The organism is Micromonospora gifhornensis (assembly GCF_016863515.1).
Taxonomy (GTDB): Bacteria; Actinomycetota; Actinomycetes; order Mycobacteriales; family Micromonosporaceae; genus Micromonospora; species Micromonospora gifhornensis.
In genome coordinates, this window is sequence record NZ_BOPA01000023.1 from 13,961 (window position 1) to 32,710 (window position 18,750).

The 18,750-nt window shown below is 71.8% G+C and carries 17 protein-coding genes; 6 read left to right on the plus strand and 11 right to left on the minus strand.

Annotated elements, in window-relative coordinates:
* Nucleotides 1-18 precede the first annotated feature (18 nt).
* From Vgi01_RS17255 to Vgi01_RS17280, 6 genes are read right to left on the minus strand one after another with little or no spacing between them, the layout of a single operon-like run.
* Nucleotides 19-330 carry an antibiotic biosynthesis monooxygenase family protein gene (locus tag Vgi01_RS17255; RefSeq protein WP_013734499.1) on the minus strand — a complete coding sequence of 104 codons (312 nt, stop codon included), beginning with the start codon at nt 328-330 and terminating at the stop codon, nt 19-21.
* The gene (locus Vgi01_RS17260; RefSeq protein ID WP_102656305.1) at nt 327-1,580 is read right to left on the minus strand and encodes a beta-ketoacyl synthase N-terminal-like domain-containing protein; all 1,254 of its coding nucleotides are present in this window, start codon (nt 1,578-1,580) and stop codon (nt 327-329) included. The genes Vgi01_RS17255 and Vgi01_RS17260 overlap by 4 nt, the downstream gene beginning before the upstream one ends.
* Nucleotides 1,577-2,851, minus strand: coding sequence for a beta-ketoacyl-[acyl-carrier-protein] synthase family protein (locus tag Vgi01_RS17265; protein ID WP_204291686.1), 1,275 nt, complete (start codon nt 2,849-2,851; stop codon nt 1,577-1,579). The genes Vgi01_RS17260 and Vgi01_RS17265 overlap by 4 nt, the downstream gene beginning before the upstream one ends.
* The gene (locus Vgi01_RS17270; protein ID WP_204291687.1) at nt 2,848-3,246 is read right to left on the minus strand and encodes a cupin domain-containing protein; all 399 of its coding nucleotides are present in this window, start codon (nt 3,244-3,246) and stop codon (nt 2,848-2,850) included. The genes Vgi01_RS17265 and Vgi01_RS17270 overlap by 4 nt, the downstream gene beginning before the upstream one ends.
* Nucleotides 3,239-3,973 carry an SRPBCC family protein gene (locus tag Vgi01_RS17275; RefSeq protein ID WP_204291688.1) on the minus strand — a complete coding sequence of 245 codons (735 nt, stop codon included), beginning with the start codon at nt 3,971-3,973 and terminating at the stop codon, nt 3,239-3,241. The genes Vgi01_RS17270 and Vgi01_RS17275 overlap by 8 nt, the downstream gene beginning before the upstream one ends.
* Complete coding sequence (locus Vgi01_RS17280; RefSeq protein WP_102656302.1) at nt 3,970-4,305, minus strand: TcmI family type II polyketide cyclase; 336 nt, start codon at nt 4,303-4,305, stop codon at nt 3,970-3,972. Before Vgi01_RS17280 ends, Vgi01_RS17275 begins: the two co-directional genes overlap by 4 nt.
* 396 nt (nt 4,306-4,701) lie before the next feature.
* Between Vgi01_RS17280 and Vgi01_RS17285 the strand changes: the two genes are divergently transcribed.
* The 6 genes from Vgi01_RS17285 to Vgi01_RS17310 all read left to right on the plus strand — a co-directional run bounded on the left by Vgi01_RS17285 (nt 4,702) and on the right by Vgi01_RS17310 (nt 10,277).
* Nucleotides 4,702-5,508 carry an AfsR/SARP family transcriptional regulator gene (locus Vgi01_RS17285; protein WP_204291689.1) on the plus strand — a complete coding sequence of 269 codons (807 nt, stop codon included), beginning with the start codon at nt 4,702-4,704 and terminating at the stop codon, nt 5,506-5,508.
* 121 nt (nt 5,509-5,629) lie between these two features.
* Complete coding sequence (locus Vgi01_RS17290) at nt 5,630-5,980, plus strand: TcmI family type II polyketide cyclase (RefSeq protein ID WP_043721276.1); 351 nt, start codon at nt 5,630-5,632, stop codon at nt 5,978-5,980.
* 12 nt (nt 5,981-5,992) lie between these two features.
* Nucleotides 5,993-7,342 carry an FAD-dependent oxidoreductase gene (locus tag Vgi01_RS17295; protein ID WP_204291690.1) on the plus strand — a complete coding sequence of 450 codons (1,350 nt, stop codon included), beginning with the start codon at nt 5,993-5,995 and terminating at the stop codon, nt 7,340-7,342.
* A 233-nt stretch (nt 7,343-7,575) separates the two neighbouring features.
* Complete coding sequence (locus Vgi01_RS17300; RefSeq protein ID WP_239089021.1) at nt 7,576-8,517, plus strand: helix-hairpin-helix domain-containing protein; 942 nt, start codon at nt 7,576-7,578, stop codon at nt 8,515-8,517.
* A 274-nt stretch (nt 8,518-8,791) separates the two neighbouring features.
* On the plus strand, nt 8,792-9,988 hold the full coding sequence (locus tag Vgi01_RS17305; RefSeq protein WP_204291691.1) for a low temperature requirement protein A: 1,197 nt from the start codon (nt 8,792-8,794) through the stop codon (nt 9,986-9,988).
* A gap of 82 nt (nt 9,989-10,070) precedes the next feature.
* Nucleotides 10,071-10,277 (plus strand): hypothetical protein, encoded by a 207-nt coding sequence (locus tag Vgi01_RS17310; RefSeq protein WP_013734509.1) that lies wholly within the window; start codon nt 10,071-10,073, stop codon nt 10,275-10,277.
* Between the two features lie 98 nt (nt 10,278-10,375).
* Here the strand turns inward: Vgi01_RS17310 and Vgi01_RS17315 are convergent, their stop codons facing one another.
* From Vgi01_RS17315 to Vgi01_RS17335, 5 genes are all read right to left on the minus strand, one after another.
* The gene (locus Vgi01_RS17315) at nt 10,376-11,974 is read right to left on the minus strand and encodes a hypothetical protein (protein WP_204291692.1); all 1,599 of its coding nucleotides are present in this window, start codon (nt 11,972-11,974) and stop codon (nt 10,376-10,378) included.
* 180 nt (nt 11,975-12,154) lie between these two features.
* Complete coding sequence (locus Vgi01_RS17320; protein WP_204291734.1) at nt 12,155-14,248, minus strand: APC family permease; 2,094 nt, start codon at nt 14,246-14,248, stop codon at nt 12,155-12,157.
* Between the two features lie 72 nt (nt 14,249-14,320).
* On the minus strand, nt 14,321-14,719 hold the full coding sequence (locus tag Vgi01_RS17325; RefSeq protein ID WP_204291693.1) for a hypothetical protein: 399 nt from the start codon (nt 14,717-14,719) through the stop codon (nt 14,321-14,323).
* Between the two features lie 258 nt (nt 14,720-14,977).
* Nucleotides 14,978-15,748 (minus strand): DUF5995 family protein, encoded by a 771-nt coding sequence (locus tag Vgi01_RS17330; protein WP_102656295.1) that lies wholly within the window; start codon nt 15,746-15,748, stop codon nt 14,978-14,980.
* Nucleotides 15,749-15,854: 106 nt separating this feature from the next.
* Nucleotides 15,855-18,725 (minus strand): helix-turn-helix transcriptional regulator, encoded by a 2,871-nt coding sequence (locus tag Vgi01_RS17335; RefSeq protein ID WP_204291694.1) that lies wholly within the window; start codon nt 18,723-18,725, stop codon nt 15,855-15,857.
* Nucleotides 18,726-18,750: the final 25 nt, after the last annotated feature.

Consider the following 18,750-nt stretch of genomic DNA (forward strand, 5'->3'; position numbering starts at 1 on the left):
CGCCTCGCACTTGTCTGCTCAGACCGGGACCGGGGTCTGCGCGTGCACGTGAAAGCGCAGCGACCGGGCGTCGGTGAAACACTCCCGCATCGGCCGGACCAGATCCCGATGCTCCGGGCTGCGTTCCCACGCCTCGAAGTCGGCCAGGCTGGCCCACTCGCTGGTGATCAACCACTGCTCCGGATCGGTGGCCGAGCGGCACACCTGGTCGACCAGGTGCCCCGGCACCCCGTCGGCGACCAGGTGCCGGACGGCCTCATAGGCCCGCAGGAAGTCGTCGGTGCGCTCGGTGGGCACCCGGACGAGGAAGACGACACGTCCTCGCGTCATGGTTTGTCCTTCCCGGCCGGTGCCGTCCCCCGCAGCACCAGCGCACTGTTGAAACCGTCGAAGCCGCGCGCACAGACCAGACCCACCCGGGTACGCGGGCGGCGGGGCTCGCGCACAAAGTCCAGCTCGCAGCCCTCGGCGACCAGCTGCGGGCCGGCCGAGGGGGGCAGCGTGTCGTGGGCGAAGGCGAGCAGGACGGTCGCCACGTCCAGTGCCGAGCCGCCCTGGTGCGCCCGCCCGGTGAGCGCCTTGTGGGTGCTGACCGGTGGGGCCGTACCGGCGAAGACCGCCCGCAGCGCGCTGGCCTCGGCCCGGTCGTAGCGGGCCACCCCGAGCGCGTCGGGCACCACCAGATCCACCTCGTGCGGCTCGACCCCGGCGCGGCCCAGGGCCAGTCGCATCGCCCGGGCGTACTGGTGGGGGTCGCCGGCGCTCTCGGCGGTGGCGTGTGCCGCGTCGTGGGTGGCGCCCCAGCCGGTCACCTCGCCGTAGCCGCGTACCCCCCGGGCCCGCGCGTGCTCGTACTCCTCGACGACGAAGACGGCACCGCCCTCGGCGGGTAGGTAGCCGTTGGCGGAGACGTCGAACGGCAGGTAGGCCCGCTGCGGGTCGTCCACCGCGCTGAGCAGGCCGGAGCGCAGCTGGCAGGCCAGCGCGTACGGGCTCAGCGGGCATTCGGTGGCCCCGGCCAGCACCACGGACGCGCCCCGCCGGATGGTACGTACGGCGTGGGCCAGGCTGTCCAGGCCACCTGCCGACTCGGCCACCAGCACCCCGCACGGCCCCTTCGCCTGGTGCGCGATGGACAGTTGCCCGACACTCGCCGCGTAGAACCAGGCGATCGACTGGTACGCCCCGACGGTGCGGCTCGGCGACGACCAGAGCCGCTGAAGTTCCCGCTGCCCGAACAGGTTCCCGCCGGACGAACTGGCCAGGGTGACCGCCCAGCCGTACGGGTCGGCGGGGCGCTCGGGCAGGCCGGCGTCGCGCAGGGCCAGCCGGGTGGCCGCGAACCCGAGGTGGGTCCAGCGGTCGGTCTGCACCAGGACCCGGTTGTCGGTGTACCGGGCCGGGTCGAAGTCGGGCACCTCGCCGCCGAGTCGGGTCGGATAGTCGGCGGCGTCGAACAGGGTGATCGGGCCGGTACGCCGCTGACCGGCGAGCACCGTACGCCAGTGCGCCTCGGCGCCGACGCCGCTGGGCGCGACCACGCCGATCCCGGTCACCACCGCCCGACGACGCTCGTTCATGCCGGCACCTCCCGGGCCAGGCGGCGGAACAGCATCGCCGACTGGAAGCCGCCGAAGCCGCTGCCGACCGACAGGGCCACGTCCACCGGCACCTCGCGTGCCTCGTTGGGCACGTAGTCCAGGTCGCACTCCGGATCCCGGGTCGTCCAGTTGGCGGTGGGCGGCACCACCCCGTACTCGATGGCCAGCGCGCAGGCGGCCATCTCGATGGAACCGATGGCGCCCAGCGAGTGCCCGACCATCGACTTGATGGAGCTGATCGGCACCCGGTACGCGGCCGAGCCGAGCGCCCGTTTGAACGCGGCGGTCTCGTGCCGGTCGTTCTGCCGGGTGCCGGAGCCGTGTGCGCTGATGTAGGAGATGTCCTGCGGCGCCAGTCTGGCCTGGCGCAACGCGTCGGTGATGGCCAGCGCCATCTCCACGCCGTCGGGGCGCAGGCCGGTCATGTGGTAGCCGTTGCTGCGGCTGGCGTAGCCGGCCACCTCGCAGTAGACGTGGGCGCCGCGGCGGCGGGCGTGCCCGGCCTCCTCCAGCACCAGCACCGCCGCCCCCTCGGCCAGCACGAAACCGTGCCGGTCGGCGTCGAACGGGCGCGACGCGTGCGCCGGGTCCTCGTTGTCCGGGCTGGTCGCCCCGATGGCGTCGAAGGAGGCCACGGTGACCGGGGAGATGGGCGAGTCGGCGGCGCCGGCGAGCACGATGTCCGCCTCGCCGTCGGTGATGAGCTGGTGGGCGTAGCCGATCGCGTCGATGCCGGAGGTGCAGCCGGTGGAGATCACCTGCGCCGGGCCGTGCAGGCCGTGCGCGCAGGCCACGTCGGCGGCCAGGCTGCTCGGCACCAGCGCCTGGTAGAGGTACGGGCCGCCGAGCCCGGCGTCGACCAGCCAGTGTCGGCCGCTGTCGCTGACCGTGACGTACTCCTGTTCCAGGGCCATGGTGCCGCCGACGGCGGTGCCGAGCACCACGCCGGCGCTGTCGCGCTCGGCGTCGGTCAACTCCAGGCCGCTGTCGGCGATCGCCTCGGCGGCGCAGGCGAGCGCGAACTGCACGTACCGGTCGGCGCGTCGCCGCCGGTCCAGCGGGATGCCCGCGGCGTCCGGGTCGAAGTCGCACTCGGCGGCGATCTGCGAGCGGAACGGCGTCGGGTCGAAGAAGCTGATCCGGCGGGTGGCGGTACGCCCCTCGGTGATGGTCTTCCAGAACCGGTCCCGGGTCACGCCACCGGGGGCGACCACCCCGATGCCGGTCACCACGGTCCGTCGGCCGGTCACGACCCGTCCCGCTGTTCGACCAGCTCGGTGTCGACGTGGCCGAGTTCCGGGCGGGGGGCCAGGGGACCGAGGTGGAAGACCACCTCGGCGGGTACGTCGCCGGTGTTGCGCAGCCGGTGGCGGACGTTGCGGGCCACGAACAACGCCTCACCGGCGGTCAACGCGACCGGCTCGTCGTCGAGGTCGACGGTGATCGCACCCCGGGCGACGTAGAGGAACTCCTCGCTGTACGGGTGGTAGTGCTCCGCGATCCGCTCCCCCGGTTCCATTGTCGCCACGCCCATGAATCCGGAGGTGCTGCCGACGGTGCGCGGGCCGAGCAGGACCCGCAGTTCGCCACCGCGACGGCGGTCGGCGGGCACGTCCCGCGCGGCCACCAGAGCCAGGTCACGCATCGTCGCCTCCGGTGGCCACCGCGGCGGGCCGGGCACCGGCCAGCCGTTCGATCCGTTCCTTGATGACAGCGAGCTGCACCTGGCTGTTGGTGTTGATCCGCTCGGTCATCCCGGCGTTGTCCACCGGCGCGGTCGGTTTCATCGCGAAGTCCTGCACCCAGGTCATCCGGATCCCGTCCGGTTCCTCGGTGTAGGTCCAGTGGATCCGCATGTACTCGAACGGGCCGGTTTCGACCCGACGGGCCCGTACCTGCCGGGTGGCCCGGTCGGTAGTGCGTTCGCTGACCCAGCTCCAGGCCACCCCGTTCTCGTCGGGATGCATGGTGAGCCGGAACCGCACGGTGTCGCCGTCGGTGTGGAGGATCTCGGCCCGGGCGTACTCGGTGAACAGGTCGGGCCAGCCGGCCACGTCGTTGGTGACGGACCAGACCAGTTCCAGCGGCGCGGCGATGACGATGCTGTTCTCGGTGTGCCCGGGCGGATCGGCGCGGCGGGAGATCAGGTCGGCCACGGCGGGGATGCTCAGCCGGGCGGCCTGCTCGGGGATGCGCACCCGCCACCGGTCGGCGACGACGGCCGTCAGTTCGAGCAGCGCGAGGGAGTCCATCCCCAGTTCCTCCAGGGAGGCGGCCGGCTCGCGGGCGGCGGCGTCCGGATCGAGCCCGCAGTTGGTCACCAGGATGTCGGTGATCTCCTCGGTCAGCGAGCGGCCGTCGGTGACGGTCATAGTTCCCTCCTCGGTTCGGCGTCGAAGCGGTAGAAGCAGCGGGCCATCGCGTCCCGAGGCGAGCGCCAGTCAGCCAGGTACGGCGTGATGTACGGACGCAGCCGGGCGCTGATCCGCCGGAACTCCGGGTGGTCCCGCGCCGCCTCGACCGCGCCGTCGCCGGGCGTGTCGGTTTCCAGCAGGTGTACGTACAGGTCGTGCAGCCGGTACAGCGATCGGTGCGCGACGCCGACGAGGTGTGGCAGTTCGGTCGTGTCGGATTCGGCGAAGATCTCGGCGACCGCGTCCTCGGCGGTCGGGACCACCTTCGCCACGATCAGCGTTCGGTCCATGTTGTTTCCTCCCCACGGGCCGTTGCCGACCCCACCCGATGTCCGGGTCGACTGTCGACACGATGGGGACCGGGCCGTCACCCGGGCGTCACCGACACCCTCCACCGTCACCGGTGTCGGTGACGCTGCGTTGACGCAAGCTGTGGCTCAGCTGTGCGACACCGAACCTGAACACCACTACGATTGACCAGTTCAGAGGCGCTTTCAAAGATGACGTACGAGTTACGTAGCCGACATGTGCGTTGACCCACAGTAACTGCGATTGATAGCCTTCACGACGGTCCGACCCGGCTTCGCGCGTGCGGTTGCGCGACGTTCGCAGTCGACAGTGGCGTCGCGGCGGCCACGCCGGGGCCCGGCCATGCCCGCAGACAACGCCTTGCGCAGGGGGTGCCCGTGGCCGATTCGCCCACGCCGACCACCGGGAAACTCCGGGACGCCGAGGTCCGACTTCATCTGCTCGGTGGTTTCCGGCTGACCCACGACGACACCCCGGTGGTGGTGCCGCGTGGCCTGCAACGAGTCATCGCGCTGATCGGGCTGCGGCCCGCGACGACCCGCACCCACCTGGCCGGCCTGTTGTGGCCGGAGACCACCGAGGAGCGGGCCCTGTCCTCGTTGCGGACCGCGCTGTGGCGGCTGCGTCAGGACCCGTACTGTCCCTTGGCGACAAACGCCGACACGGTCCGCCTCGATCCGGCGGTGCAGGTCGACGTCGACAAGCTGGTCGACACCGCCGGCCGGGTACGCGACGGCCAGACCCCCACCGACGCCGCGCAGGCGCTCGCCGCCGGGCGACACGACCTGCTGCCCGGCTGGTACGACGAGTGGGTGTTGGCCGAGCGGGAACGGTTGCGCCAACTCCGACTGCACATGCTGGAGCAGGTGGCCGGTCACCACCTGGTCGCCGGACGCCATGGTGAGGCGCTCGACGCGGCGCTGGAGGCGATGGCCGCGGAGCCACTGCGCGAGACGCCGCACCGGCTCGTGGTGCGGATCCATCTCGCCGAGGGCAACGCCTTCGAAGCGGTGCACGCCTTCTACGTCTACCGCGACCTGCTGCTGCGCGAACTGCGGCTGGAGCCCTCCCCGGCGATGAGCGCCCTGCTCGACGACACCCTGGAACCGATCCGCCGCGCCAGTCAGGCGACCTCTACGCCACGTCGGTACCCGGCGCTGCGGTCCACCCACCAGAGCGGTTGATCATGCGCGCCGGCGTCACCGCATCGACCGTCGACGTTGACGGTCAGGTGACAGGCCCGCAGGCAGGGTGACAGGTGCGTCCGGCGAGGCAGCCGGCGCGACCACCGGTGAGAGGGGACCGATGAGCAGCCGTCTCGTTATCGTCAGCAGGATCATCCCGGGCGCGGAGGGTCGGGTGGCGCAGATCTTCGCCGAATCCGACGCGACCGAACTGCCCGGCCTGACCGGGGTACGTCACCGTTCCCTGTACTGCCTGCACGATCTGTGCGTACACCTGATGGAGACCGAGGACGTCGGTGCGGACGCCCTGGCGACGGCCCGCAACCACCCGCTCTACCGCCAGGTCAACGAGCGGCTCTCCGCGCACACCTCGCCCTACCTGCCGACCTGGCGTTCGCCCCGCGACGCCATCGCCAACTGCTTCTATCGCTGGGACGGCGCGGACGTTCCGGCACCGCGTGCGGCCAGCTGACCGGACGGCACCGTGGTCACCCGGACACCGCACGTACTGATCATCGGCGCCGGCACGGGCGGACTCTGCCTGGCACACGGGCTTCGCCGAGCCGGCATCGGCGTCGAGGTGTACGAGCGCCATCGCAGCCGGGCGGACGGGCTCCTCGGCTACCGCGTGGGGATCGGCCCGACCGGCAGTCGAGCGCTGCGCGACTGCCTCCCACCCGAACTGTTCGACATCTACCTGGCCACCTGCGCCCGGTCGCCGCGCTACTTCAACGTGCTGGACCAGAAGCTGCGGCCCACGGCGTCGTTCCCGCTGCGTCCGGACACCCATCCGGTCGACACCGAGCGGTCGGTGGCGCGGATGACGCTGCGCCAGGTGCTGTTGACCGGCTTGGAAGATGTGGTGCACTTCGACCGCACCTTCACCCGGTACGAGCAGCACCACGACGGCACCGTCACCGCCCACTTCGCCGACGGCAGCACCGCCACCGGTGACCTGCTGGTGGCCGCGGACGGCACTCAGTCGGCGGTACGCCGCCAGTACCTGCCGCACGCGGTGATCCGGGACGCCGGCACGATCAACATCGCCACCCGGATCCCGCTCACCGACGACACCCGGGCCCTGCTGCCACCGGCGGTGCAGCGGGGCATCTCGCTGATCTTCGGGACCGGCGGGATGATGGGCGTGCTGCACGTGATGGAGTTCAAGTGGAACGCCGACGGTCGACTCAAGCCGGACGTCGACCCCGCCGATGCGGCGCTGCTCGCGGACTGGCCGGGGCTGCGGCACGACAGCACCCGCGACAACATCAACCTGGTGGTCTGGAGCACCGCCCGACGCTTCCCCGAGGACGTGATGCGTCGCCGGGGGTCGGAGTTGATCCAGGTGGCGCTGGACCTCACCGCGAACTGGCACCCTCGCCTGCGCGACCTGCTCCGGCAGGCCGACCCGGACAGCGCCCTGCCGATCCGGGTGTCCACATCGGAGCCGGTGCCGCCCTGGCACAGCAGTACGGTGACCCTGCTCGGCGATGCGATCCACACCATGACACCGGGCCGGGGCGTGGGCGCCAACACCGCGCTGCGGGACGCGAACCTGCTGCGCCGGCAACTGATCCTCGCCGCCGCCGGTGAGAAGTCCCTGATCCAGGCGGTGGCCGACTACGAGGCGGTGATGGTGCCGTACGGCTTCGCCCGGGTGGCCGACTCGTTGGCGCGCAGCGGCACCAGCGGCGACGACCGGATGTACAAGCCGGTGTTCGGTCGGCTGGCCCTGCTCGGCGCGCGGGGCTACTTCCGGGTCACCAGCCGGGTGCCCCGACTGCGGCGCAAGTTCGTCGACGACTTCTACACCTATCGCGGCGAGGAGGACTGATCCGGCAGCCGACCTCCGCCCGTACCGACGATCCCGGCTCCCGCGACGGCGCCGGGATCGTCGGCGTGCCGCCATGGCGGACACCCTCCGTTCCTTGCCGGGCACCGCTGGTAGCTCCGGCCGCAACGACACGGACTGTTACCTGACCTGCCTGTTGCCCACGTCGCTGGTATGCGAAGCTTCGGCGAGTTTTTCTCGCCACGATCCGGACGTGAACTTCAGGGAGGTTTGCCGTGATCGACTCTGTCGGCAATTGGCTGATACTGCTCGTGGTGCTGTTGGTGGGCCTGGCCGGGGGCTGGGTGCTGCTGCGCAACCGTCGTGGCGAACCGCCCGCGTCGACGCACCCCACCACCAGCCAGGCACCGGTGCCGGCGTCCCGCCAGCCCGCCGAAACCGAGCAGTCGAGCCCGAGCAGCCAGCCCGCGTCGTCGGAGCCGACACCCAGCGTGTCCGCCGAACCGGTCGCCACGACCGACTCCGCCGCGCCCGTCACCACGCTGGACGCGGCGGATCCGATCGCCACGACCGACACTGCGGCACCCGTCGCCACGATAGATAAGGCGGCACCCGTCGCCACGACGGACACTCCGGAGTCGGTGGCGACCACGGACACCCCCGAGCCCGTCGCCACGACGAGCATCGCTGAGCCCGACACCACGACGGAGATCCCCGAACCGGCCACCACGACGGACGTCTCCGAGCCGGCCACCACGACGGACGCCGTGGTGGCCGACACGACGGTCGAGCCCGAGTCGGCACCGGCGGTGTCCGTCCCGGACGGTCCGGTGGAGCCGGCGGTCGAGGAGACCGCGGCGGCCCGTCCCGCCGTAGCCACCCCGCCGAAGCGGCGCAAGGCCACCACCACGCCCCGCCCGCGCACCGAGGCCATCCCGGCAGCCAGCACCGACGAGACCCCGGCCGCCCCGGCCGCCGCCGTTGCCGCCGACGCCAGCGATGCCGTCGACGACTTCCGGCGGATCCAGGGTGTCGGGCCGAAGATGGCCGCCGCCCTGCACGGCGCGGGCATCCGCACCTACCACCAGCTGGCGGAGCTGGACGAGGCGACGCTGCGGGACACCATCCGGGGTGCCGGGCTGCGGGCCACCGCCAGCCTGGTGACCTGGCCACAGCAGGCGAAGATCCTGGCCGCCCAGCCCGACGACACCCCCTGAGCGACACCGCCGCACCCAACCACCGCGGGTAGGGGCAGCGCCCCGTCAAGGCGCCGCCCCACCTACGCCCCCGGACACATCCCGCCGTCCGGATCACCAGCGGGTGCAACTTCGGGGAAGATGTCGCCTCGGTGCGGGCGGAGGCAGCACATTCCCCGAAGTTGTACGGGGGTCGGTAAACGGGGCACCTGGGCGGGGCGGGGCGGTTAGGGTCTGCGATGTCGACATCGCAGGGCCCACCAGCAACCGACAGTCGGTAGTCCAGGAGCCACCCGTGCCGTTGCCGCAGGATCCCGCGCGCTCGGCATGTGTGCTCCGCAGCGCGAGGACGCCCACGCGGACGACCCTGCTGGAACTCTTCTTCGACCTCGTCTACGTCGTCGCACTCGCCCTCATCTCGCACGACCTGGCCAAGGATCTCACCTGGACCCAGGGCGCCCGGACGACAGTCCTGCTGGCCGCGGTGTGGTGGACCTGGGTCCTCACCACCTTCCTCACGGAGCTGTACGACCCGGGACACCCCGAGATCAAGGCGCTGGTCGTCACGGTGATGTTCGGCGTACTGCTGATGACCACGGCGATACCCCAGGCCTTCGACGATCGTGGCCTGATCTTCGCCATCGCGTACGTCGCGATCCACCTGGGACGCGCGCCGTTCGTCATTCCGGCGTTGCGCCACCAGCAGCAGCTCCGGCAACGGCCGATCCGAACGACCGTGTGGTTCTCGGTGTCGGCCGTGCCGTGGATCGTCGGGGCCACCGTCGACGGCGACGCCCGGTTGGCGCTCTGGTCACTCGCCCTGGCCATCGACTTCCTGGGCCTCTGGCTGGCCTATCCGGTACCCGGCATGGGTGTCATTCCCCCGGCACACCGCAACGCCACCGCCGAGCACCTCGCCGAGCGGTTCCAACAGTTCGTCATGATCTCCCTGGGCGACGCGATCCTGGTCATCGGTATGGCCTACAGCGTCCATCATGCCGAGCTGGAAATGGCCGCCAGCCTGGTGATCGCCTTCATCACCACCCTGTTGCTGTGGCAGATCTACGTGTACAAGGCCGGGGAGCTGCTGCCCGGCTTCATCAAGGCCGCACGGTTTCCGGGCCGCTTCCTGAAGTCCGCGCCCTTCACGCATCTGCTCATGGTCGCCGGGGTTGTCGTCACCGCCGCCGGCTTCAACCTGGTGACGCACACCCTGCCGCCACGTACCCCGCCCTCCTGGGCCGTGGTCATCCTGGGCGGGCCGGCACTGTTTCTGCTCGGTCGGGCCTGCTTCGAGGGGGAGGTGTTCAACCGGGTCTCGCCGTCGCGGCCCGGCGGCATCCTGGCGCTGCTCACCGCCGCGCCGGCGGTGCTGTTCCTGCCTCCGCTCGCCGCCGCGCTCGCCGCCGCCCTGGTGCTGGCCGGGGTGGCCCTGGCCGACGTCCGGCGCAGCCGCGGTCGCCCACCCGAGATGCCCAAGCCGTCGTGGTAGCCACGGGCCGTCGTTAGCCGGAGAGCGCGGCGGGGTACATGGCCGGGACACCCTGCTAGCACCCCCGACCGTGGAGGAAACCATGCGTGGCACGTCGATATTCGGAGTCCTCGTGGTGATCTGGCTCGTCATCGGCGCGATCGCCGCGGGTCAGCGCGGTTACTACAGCGACGAGGAAGCCAACTGCGCCGAGGTCGGCACGATCCTGGTGACCATCGCCGCCGGTCCGCTCAACTACGTCGGCGCCAACCCGAAGGTCGACTGCGAACTGCCCGAGCCCTCGCAGTGACCCGGTACGACGACGCTGCGTCCAGCCCTCCGCACGGCCCGGTCGTCGAGACCCGGGCGGCCGGAGGCCGGACGCAGCGTCGTCGGGTGGTTCCTCGCTCAGCGGAAGCAGTGCGCGACGGGAACCTTGCTGCCCAGGCAGTTGGTGGGACTGTTGTCGACGACGATGCTGTCGTCGTCGATCTTGACCTGGGCCCGCTCGGCCTGGATGCCGCCGGCCTTCACAGTGGACCGGTTGCCGACGATCAGGCTGCGGTACACCGAACTGGTGCCGGCGGTGACGAAGAGCCCGGCGCCCTGCGACTTCTTGCCGACCGCCTCGTTGCCCTTCACGTCCGTGCCGCGCACGAGCAGGTTGGACTTCGCGGCGTAGACGCCACCGCCGTTGCCGCGCGTGGTGTTGCCACTGATCACGCTGTCGTCGATCGGTAGCAGGCCCTGCACGGTGGAGATGCCGCCACCGGCGACGGTGGCGAGGTTGTCCCGGACGGTGAGCTGGCCGAGCACCAGCACCGCGTCGGAGTTGGCCAGGCCACCGCCGGTCTGGGCGCTGTTGCCGGCGACCAGGCTGTCGAAGACCTTGGTACGGGCCGAGAAGCTGGCCAGTCCGCCACCCTGCGCGGCGTTGTTGCGGACGAACGTGGAGGAGTAGACGTCCCCGGCGGCGCGGAAGTTGGCCAGCCCGCCGCCGTAGCTGACGGCGCTGTTGTGCCGGAACTCGGTGCGGTACATGGTCATGACACCACCGTTGAGCAGGCCCCCGCCCTTGCCCTCGGTGCCGGCGGCCCGGTTACCGACAAGTGTGCTGTCGCTGATGCGCAGGTTGCCGTCGTTGAAGATGCCGCCACCGCCACCGTCGGCGGACAGCGACGTGCTGTTGGCGACGGTGACCCGTTCGACGACTGCGGTCGCGCCGTGCACGATGTGGATGCTGCCACCCTCGGCCTTCGACCGACCGTTGAGCAGGGTCACGTCACGCAGGGTGAGTTCGCCGCCGTCGCGGACGGTGAAGAAGCGGAAGTCCGGCGCGTGCACGCCACGGGAAATGGTCGCGCCGGAGCCCTCGATGGTGATCGCGTGGTAGATCACCGGCAGGCCGGCGGTGTCGTGCGCCGGGTTGCGCGGCGGCGCCTCGGCGTCACCCGGGTTCTCGGCGGCGTCGGCGGCCTCCCGGGCGTCGCGGATCCCACCGTCGTACTCGTCGGCCTGCTGGAAGGCGTGGGTCAGGGTGTACGTGCACTTGTCGGCAAGCCGCAGCAGGCCGCCGCCCTCGGCGTTGACCCGGACCAGCGCGGCGATCAGTCGCGTGGAGTCACAGGGCACCTGCACGGCCTTGTGCTGGGGCGCACGCCCGTTGCCCCCGCTACGCCGACCCTCGGGTTCGTCGGGTCGACCGTTTCCGGGGCCGCCGCGTTGGGCGTCGTCGGAGCCGTGCCACTTCTTGTCCCGGTCCTGCTTGTCCCAGTCCTGCTTGTCCCGGTCCGCCGATTCGGCGTCCCAGGGTCCGTTGTCGGCGGAGAGCGCGGCGGGCCGGCCCGGTGCCGGCGCGGGCGCGTCCCGGTCGATGGCCGACGCGGCAGCGCCGCCGAGACCCGCCACCGCGGCCACCAGGCTGCCGGCCGCCAGCCCGCCGGCCAGGTACCAGGGCGATCGGCGCCCGCGTCGGGCCGGTTGTCGGCCCCCGAGGTACGTGGACATGAGGGTTCCTGCCTCTCGTGTGTGCGAAACAGAGGCCGCACCGAATCGGGCGCGGAGCGGCTGACCTCGCGGTAGCCACCAGAGGCAACGTACGACCAATAAGGGCTGAAATCCGGCATAAGTGAATAAGTACGCCTTTCGTCTTCATGTCTCTGTCCTGGTCACGAACCGGACCGAGGCTCAACCGCCGACGTGGATACCGGGACGGCGGGCGGGATCGGGCTCGGACTTGCGCAGGATCTCCCGGACCACCGGCGGCGTGTCACCCCGGCCCAGGATCAGGTACCGCAGCAGGTGCGCGATCGGGTTGCCCTCGGACCACTCGAAGTGCGCGTGCGGACGTACGCCGGTGGCGTCGCGCAGCGCCAGCAGGACCGCGGCGATGGCGTTGGGCGCGGCCGGGCTGCTGGCCCGCAGCACCCGGTAGCCGCCCACCTCGACCCCACGGACCCGCAGCACGTGCCGGAACCCGGACGGGTCGACCACGTCGATCTCCAGAAACAGCACGTCGGTCGCGCCCGGCACCGGGTTCTGCCCCCGCTGCGCCCGTTCCTTGATGGTGTACTCCTTGACCGCGCCACTGCGCCGCTTGTGCGCGATCACGTGCAGCCGACCGTCGTGGGCCACCGAGTCGGCGATGAACTGCCGCGCCGCCTCGTCGAACTCCACCCGTTCCGCCCGCAGCTCCGTGGTCCGGCTGACCCGCGACACCAGGGAGACGGCGATGATGCCGAGGATGAACAGGCCCGAGATGGCGATGCCGTCCGGCTTGGTCAGCACGTTCTCGGTCAACGCGTACAGCAGGACCAGGGTGAGCACGGTGAAGCCGGCGGCGGTCGCACGCTGGCGACGGCCGAGCGCGGCGATCGCCACCGCGACCGCGGCGGAGACCATCATCGCCAGGATCCCGGTGGCGTACGCCCCGGCCTGCGCGTCGACGTCGGCGCGGAAGACCACGGTCAGGCCGATGCAGATCACCGTGTAGACGATGACCACCGGCCGGATCGCCCGCGCCCACTCCGGCGCCATGCCGTACGACGGCAGGTAGCGCGGCACGATGTTGATCAGACCGGCCATCGCCGAAGCGCCGGCGAACCAAAGGATCAGCACGCTGCTGAGGTCGTAGACCGTGCCGAACGCCTCGCCGACGTGCTCGTGGGCGAGGTAGGCCAACGCCCGCCCGTTGGCCGCCCCGCCCGGGGCGAACTCCTCGGGCGGGATGAGCAGGGTGGTGACGAAGGTGGTCGACAGCAGGTACACCGACATGATCAACGCGGCGGCGGTGAGCAGCCGCCGGGTGTTGCGGATCCGGGCGGCCAACCGGGTCTGCGCGTCCGGCCCCTCCCCCGCGACCAGCGGCATCATGCTCACCCCGGTCTCGAAGCCGGAGAGTCCCAGCACCAGCAGCGGGAACGCCAACGCCGCGGTCAACGCCAACTGCCCCGGTCCGCCGCCGGCGGTCAACGCCGTGGTCCAGTCGGACAGCACCCGGGGGTCACCGGCGATCTCGACCAGGGAGACCACCACGATCACCGCGTTCAGGGCGAGGAAGACGGCGACCAGGGGTACGGCCACAGCCACCGCCTCCCGGAACCCGAGCAGGAACACCCCACCCAGGATCAGCAGCAGCACCACGGTCACCACGACCGCGACGGTGTTCCCGCTGAACGCCGCCGGCAGGTACGGGTTCTGCAACATGTGCACGGTGGCGTCGGCCGAGGAGAGGGTGATCGTGATGATCCACGAGGTGGCCACGAAGCCGAGCAGGATCAACACGAAGATCTTGCCCCGCCAGAACGGCAGCAGCCGCTCCAGCATGGCCACCGAACCCTGGCCGTGCGGGCTGTCCCGAGCCACCCGGCGGTACATCGGCAGCATGCCGAACAGGGTCAGCACCACGATCAGCAGGGTCGCCAGCGGGGAGAGCGCCCCGGCGGCCAGCACCGCGATGCCCGGCAGGTACGACAGGGTGGAGAAGTAGTCGACGCCGGTCAGACACATCACCCGCCACCAGGCATGCGACGGGGAGTGCCCCTCGGCGGTCTCCGGGCCGACCGGCTGCACCTGGTGCATGAGCAGCCACCGACGCAGCCGGCTCGGCGGCACCGCCGGACCGGGCTGACGCACCGCCACGTGCTCGGGCACGGCGACCCGTGGACCGGCCCGCTCGCCCGGCCGGGTCGGATCGCGGGCGGCCCGCAGTGCGGGCTCGGGTGTGCCGGACACCTTCCCCCGGCGGCCCCGGCCACGTCGCGCTCTGGTCCCGTCCCCCATGTTCTGGCCCGCCCTCCCCCCACTCACTGCCCCGACCGTAGGCGGTCGCCGAACACCACCTCGACAAAACGGTCAAAGCCGGTCGGGTGTCGCCGAGAGGGCACGGGCCAGGGCGTCCGGATCAGTGACGGTCACCGTCATCGCAGGGTGGCGCAGCCACCGGCCGGGCAGCAGGGCCGGCACCGGTCGGCCGAAACGGACGCAGAGCCCTCGCGCGGTGCTGCTGCCGAAGGTGACCCCGACGTCGGCGGCCGACAGGTGCGGGCCGATCGCCCGCCACCAGCGGTACGGGCCGCTCTCCTGGACCCCGGCCACGTTGTCCCGGGTGGTCCGCAGCAGCCAGGGCCCGAAACGCACCGTGACCTCGTCGGCGTCGACATCGACCCAGGCCGTCGACGGCCGCACACCGAACAGGGCCAGCACGGGTCGCCACGGTGGATCGAAGCGGAACTCGAAGCGCCGCCGGCTCATCCGCGGGCTCCCCGGCCGGCACGGTCTCCCGGCCGGGCGGGACGTGCCGGGGCGGAGGGGCGAGGTCGGGGCCGTGTTGCGGGACGGCGCCGGGACACAGCGGTCATGGGGGCGGCGTACCCGCAGGGGGCCGGCCGACACCCCCCGGGCCGGCCGACCCCCTGCTCCCCCCTGGTCCGATCCCGGCGATGCCCCCCGGCTGCCGGACCGCCCCCGCGCCCCGCCCACGGGCCGGGCGCGGGGACCCCCCGTCCCCGGCTACTGCAGAAACGCCCCCAGGGGCGAGAGCAGCAACCGACCGAGCGCCGCGGCCGTCTCGTCGAGCCGCTTACGCTCGCGTTCGTGTTGGAGCGGGTCGTGCCGGCACCGCCAGACCCGCTGGGCGTTGCGCCAGGCGACGTCCCGCGTGTATCCGATCAACTCACCCTGGTACCAGTCGTCGATCTCCCCGTTGAGCATGTCGATGAGCAGCTGCCACCGCTCCAGGTAACCCCGGCGCAGACCGGGGATCTTGTCTGCGAAGATCTTGTTGATCTCCAGGTAGTCGCGGTGCTGGTCACTTCCGTCGACCGGCTCGGACTCCAGGTGGGCGAACGTGGTGACCAGCGCGAACGGCAGGTCGAAGTTGATGTGCGCGTTGACTCCGGCCGCCGCCGAGGGCAGCGGTCGGGCGTCCGGGCCGCGCATCCGCTCGAACAGGCAGGACCATGCCTTGGGCGTACCCGGGCTGGAGTCGGTCCACAGCCGCAGCGCGTCGAAGTAGCGGGCGGCGAACTCCACATCCAGTCGGGACAGGAAGGCCGGGTCGACGAACCGGTCGGCGTACAGGCCGTCCAGCACGCTTGTGGTGATGGTCAGGTACAGCTTGTTGAAGTCGGCCAACGGGCAGCTGTCCAGCAGCGGAGGCAGCCGGACCAGCATGTCCTGCAGCTTGGTCAGGTGGTCGACCACCGCCGGCACGTCCGTCGGGTGGTCGGCGAGCAGGTCGACGATGTCCCCGTGTATCGGCCCCCAGACCCGCTCGCTCATGTCGCCCTCCACGCTGATCGTCGCCGCCGCCGTGCCCTTGCGGCGCCGGGCTCAGCCTTTCAGGAGGACCACCCGTACGACATCAGTAGAACTACCTATCCGACACCTACGTCCGACTACGTAGGAAGATGGCGCTGGCCTGGACGCGGGTACGTACCTGGAGCTTGTCGAAGATGTGCGACACGTGGACGCCGATGGTCCGTTCGCTGATGTACAACCGCTGGCCGATCTCCCGATTGGTCAACCCCTCGGCCACCGCGGCCAGGACCTCACGCTCGCGGGCGGTGAGCGCGGCGAGTTCCTCGCCACCGACACCGGCCGGCTCGCGTGCCCCCAGCGGGCCGGTCTCCTCAAGCGTCACCCGGGCACGACCGGCGAGGGTACGGATCTCGTCGGTCAACGGCACCGCGCCGAGCCCCTGGGTCGTCTGGTACGCCTGCCGCAGCAGCTTGCCCGCCGTGGCGGTACGCCGCCGACGCGCCAGCAACGCCTCCGCCTGACGCAGTCGGGAGTACGCCGCCGGATACGGGTGGTTGCGGTGATCCCACGCCGCGGCGGCCCGCGCCCACAGGTCCGGATCGGTCACGTCGAGCCGGCTCACCTCGGCGGCGCAGAGCGCCAGGTAGCCGTCGACCACGTCGCGCACCGGCTGGGCCGCGCGCACGCTCTTCTCGGCCACCCGGTCGACGATCTGCCGCAACCGGCGCACCGCGTTGTCGTCGACGGAGGTGCGGTTGGCCTTCGCCTCCGCCTCGGCACGCAGACCGTGCCAGACGAGCACCGCGACGATGACCAGGTCGTCGGAGCGGGTCTCGGTCAGCCCCCGCTGCACCGCATGCCGGGCCACGTCGTGGCGGCCCTGCCACATGGCCAGCCCGGCCCGCAGGGTGAGCAGGGGGATAACGTGCCGGGCACCACCGCCGGCCAGCATGGTGGCCACCGCGTCGAGGTCCCGGTCGGCCGCCTCGATGTCGCCGTAGCCTACCGAGAGGCGGCACCGGGCCAGCAGCAACTCGACCGCGTCGGTGCCGGAGGGGCGATGCCGCAGGGCCGCCGCCACCACCTTCTCCGCCTCGGCCCACTGACCCACCCGGAACAGACCGTTCGTGGCGATCGCCAGCAGCCGGGTCTCGTAGCTGCGACCGAGCCCCAGCTCGGCCACCCGCTCGGCGCCCCGGCGGGCCACCACCACCCCCTCCTCCATGCGGTTCAGCGGCCCGGTGAGCAGCTCGGCCAGATGCAGATAGGCCAGGGCGACGTCTTCGGGCCGGCCGGCGCGTTCGGCGGTCGTCAACGCCCGACGCAGCACGGCCAACCCGGCGTCCGGATCCTGGCGGTACGCCTCGGAGAAGCCCAACGCCATGCTGGCCAGGACCACCTCCGTGGTGGCGCCCTCGGCCTGCTCGGCCAGGCTCAGCGCCTCCTTGGCCCACTGGCCCGCGTCGGCGTACCGGCCCAGCTGCAGCAGCAACTCGGCCAGGTGCGCGGCGGCCGTGGCCCGCTGCCGAGGGCTGCAGTCCGCGGCGTCGAGGGCACGCTGGTACTCCGCCTCGGCCAACGCCGAACGGCCGGCCGCCGCCAGGTAGCGGGCTCGACGGATGTGCAGCTCACAGGCCGTCTGATCGACGTCGATGGCGGCCAGCTTCTCCAGCAGCGCCAGCGCGCGGGCGTACTCGCCGCAGTGGTGGGCGGCCTCGGCCGCGTGCCTGAGCAGCGTCGCCCGCTCCGCGTCGGGCAGCCCTTCGGCCAGCTCCACCGCGACCGACCAGTGCCGGTGCGCCTCCGCGTAGCCGTACAGCCGCTCCGCCTCCTGCGCGGCGGCCACCGCCGCCGGCAGCGCCCGCTGCGGCTCGCCGGCCAGCCGCCAGTGGTGGGCCAGTCGGGCCTGGTGCAACTCCCCCGGCGCGGCGGTCAGCGCCTCGGCGTACCGGCGGTGCAGCAGGGCCCGCTCGGCGGGCAGCAGCTCGTCCTCCAGCACCTCGGCGACGAGTCGGTGCCGCAGTCGATAACCGTCGTGGGAGCTGACCACCAGCCGGTGGGCCACGGTCGCCCGGATCGCGTCCAGCAGGTCCTGTTCGGGCAGTGCGACCACCTGGGCGAGCAGCCAGTGCTCGACCGGCTCCACCCCGGCGGCCACCGCGTGCACGACCCGGTGCGCCGGTTGCGGTAACGCGTCCACCCGGGCCAGGAAGACCTCGCGCAGGGTGTCGGAGAGCCCGTCCCGGCCGTCGCGCAGATCCCGCGCGAGCTCCTCGACGACGAACGGGTTGCCGCCGCTGCGCTGACACAACTGCTCGACCGCCTCGGGGGGCAGCGGACGACCCACCACCGCCGCGGCGAGCTGCTCGGCGGCGGCCCGGTCCAGCGGGGCGAGATCGAGCACCTGCACCGAGCGCAGTCGACGCAGCTCGGTGAGCACCCGGCGCAGCGGATGCGCCCCCTGAAGGGACTCCGAACGCACCGCCGCGAGCACCGACAACTGAAGGTCACCGAGGCCGGCCAGCAGATACAGCAGTAGTTGCCGGGTCGTCCGGTCGACCCACTGCAGGTCGTCGAGGACCAGCACCACGGGCCGACCGCCGGCGATCACGCTCAGTCCTCGGGCGACGCGCTCCAACAGCGCGCCCGCGCCGTCCGGCCCCGCCGCGTCCTCGGCGAACATCGCCAGCAACGCGCGGACCGAGGCGGCGGCGGCCGGCGGCAGGTCGACGTCGAGACGACGCAGCGCCTGCCGCAGCGGATGCAGGGGTGAGGCGTCGCCGATGTCCAGACAGGAGCCGGTGAGCACCAGCGCACCCGCGTCGCCCAGCCGTTGGCCGAGCTCGCGGAGCAGTCTGGTCTTACCCACCCCGCTCTCGCCGGTGAGGAAGACGGCAGCCGTGCTTCCCGGCGCCACATCGTCGAGCAGCGCGGCGCGCGCCGTCGCCACCAGGTCGGCCCGACCGACGAGCGGTGTGCTGTCCACGTCGCTGGCCATGGCTCGCAGCCTAGTCACAGCCGCC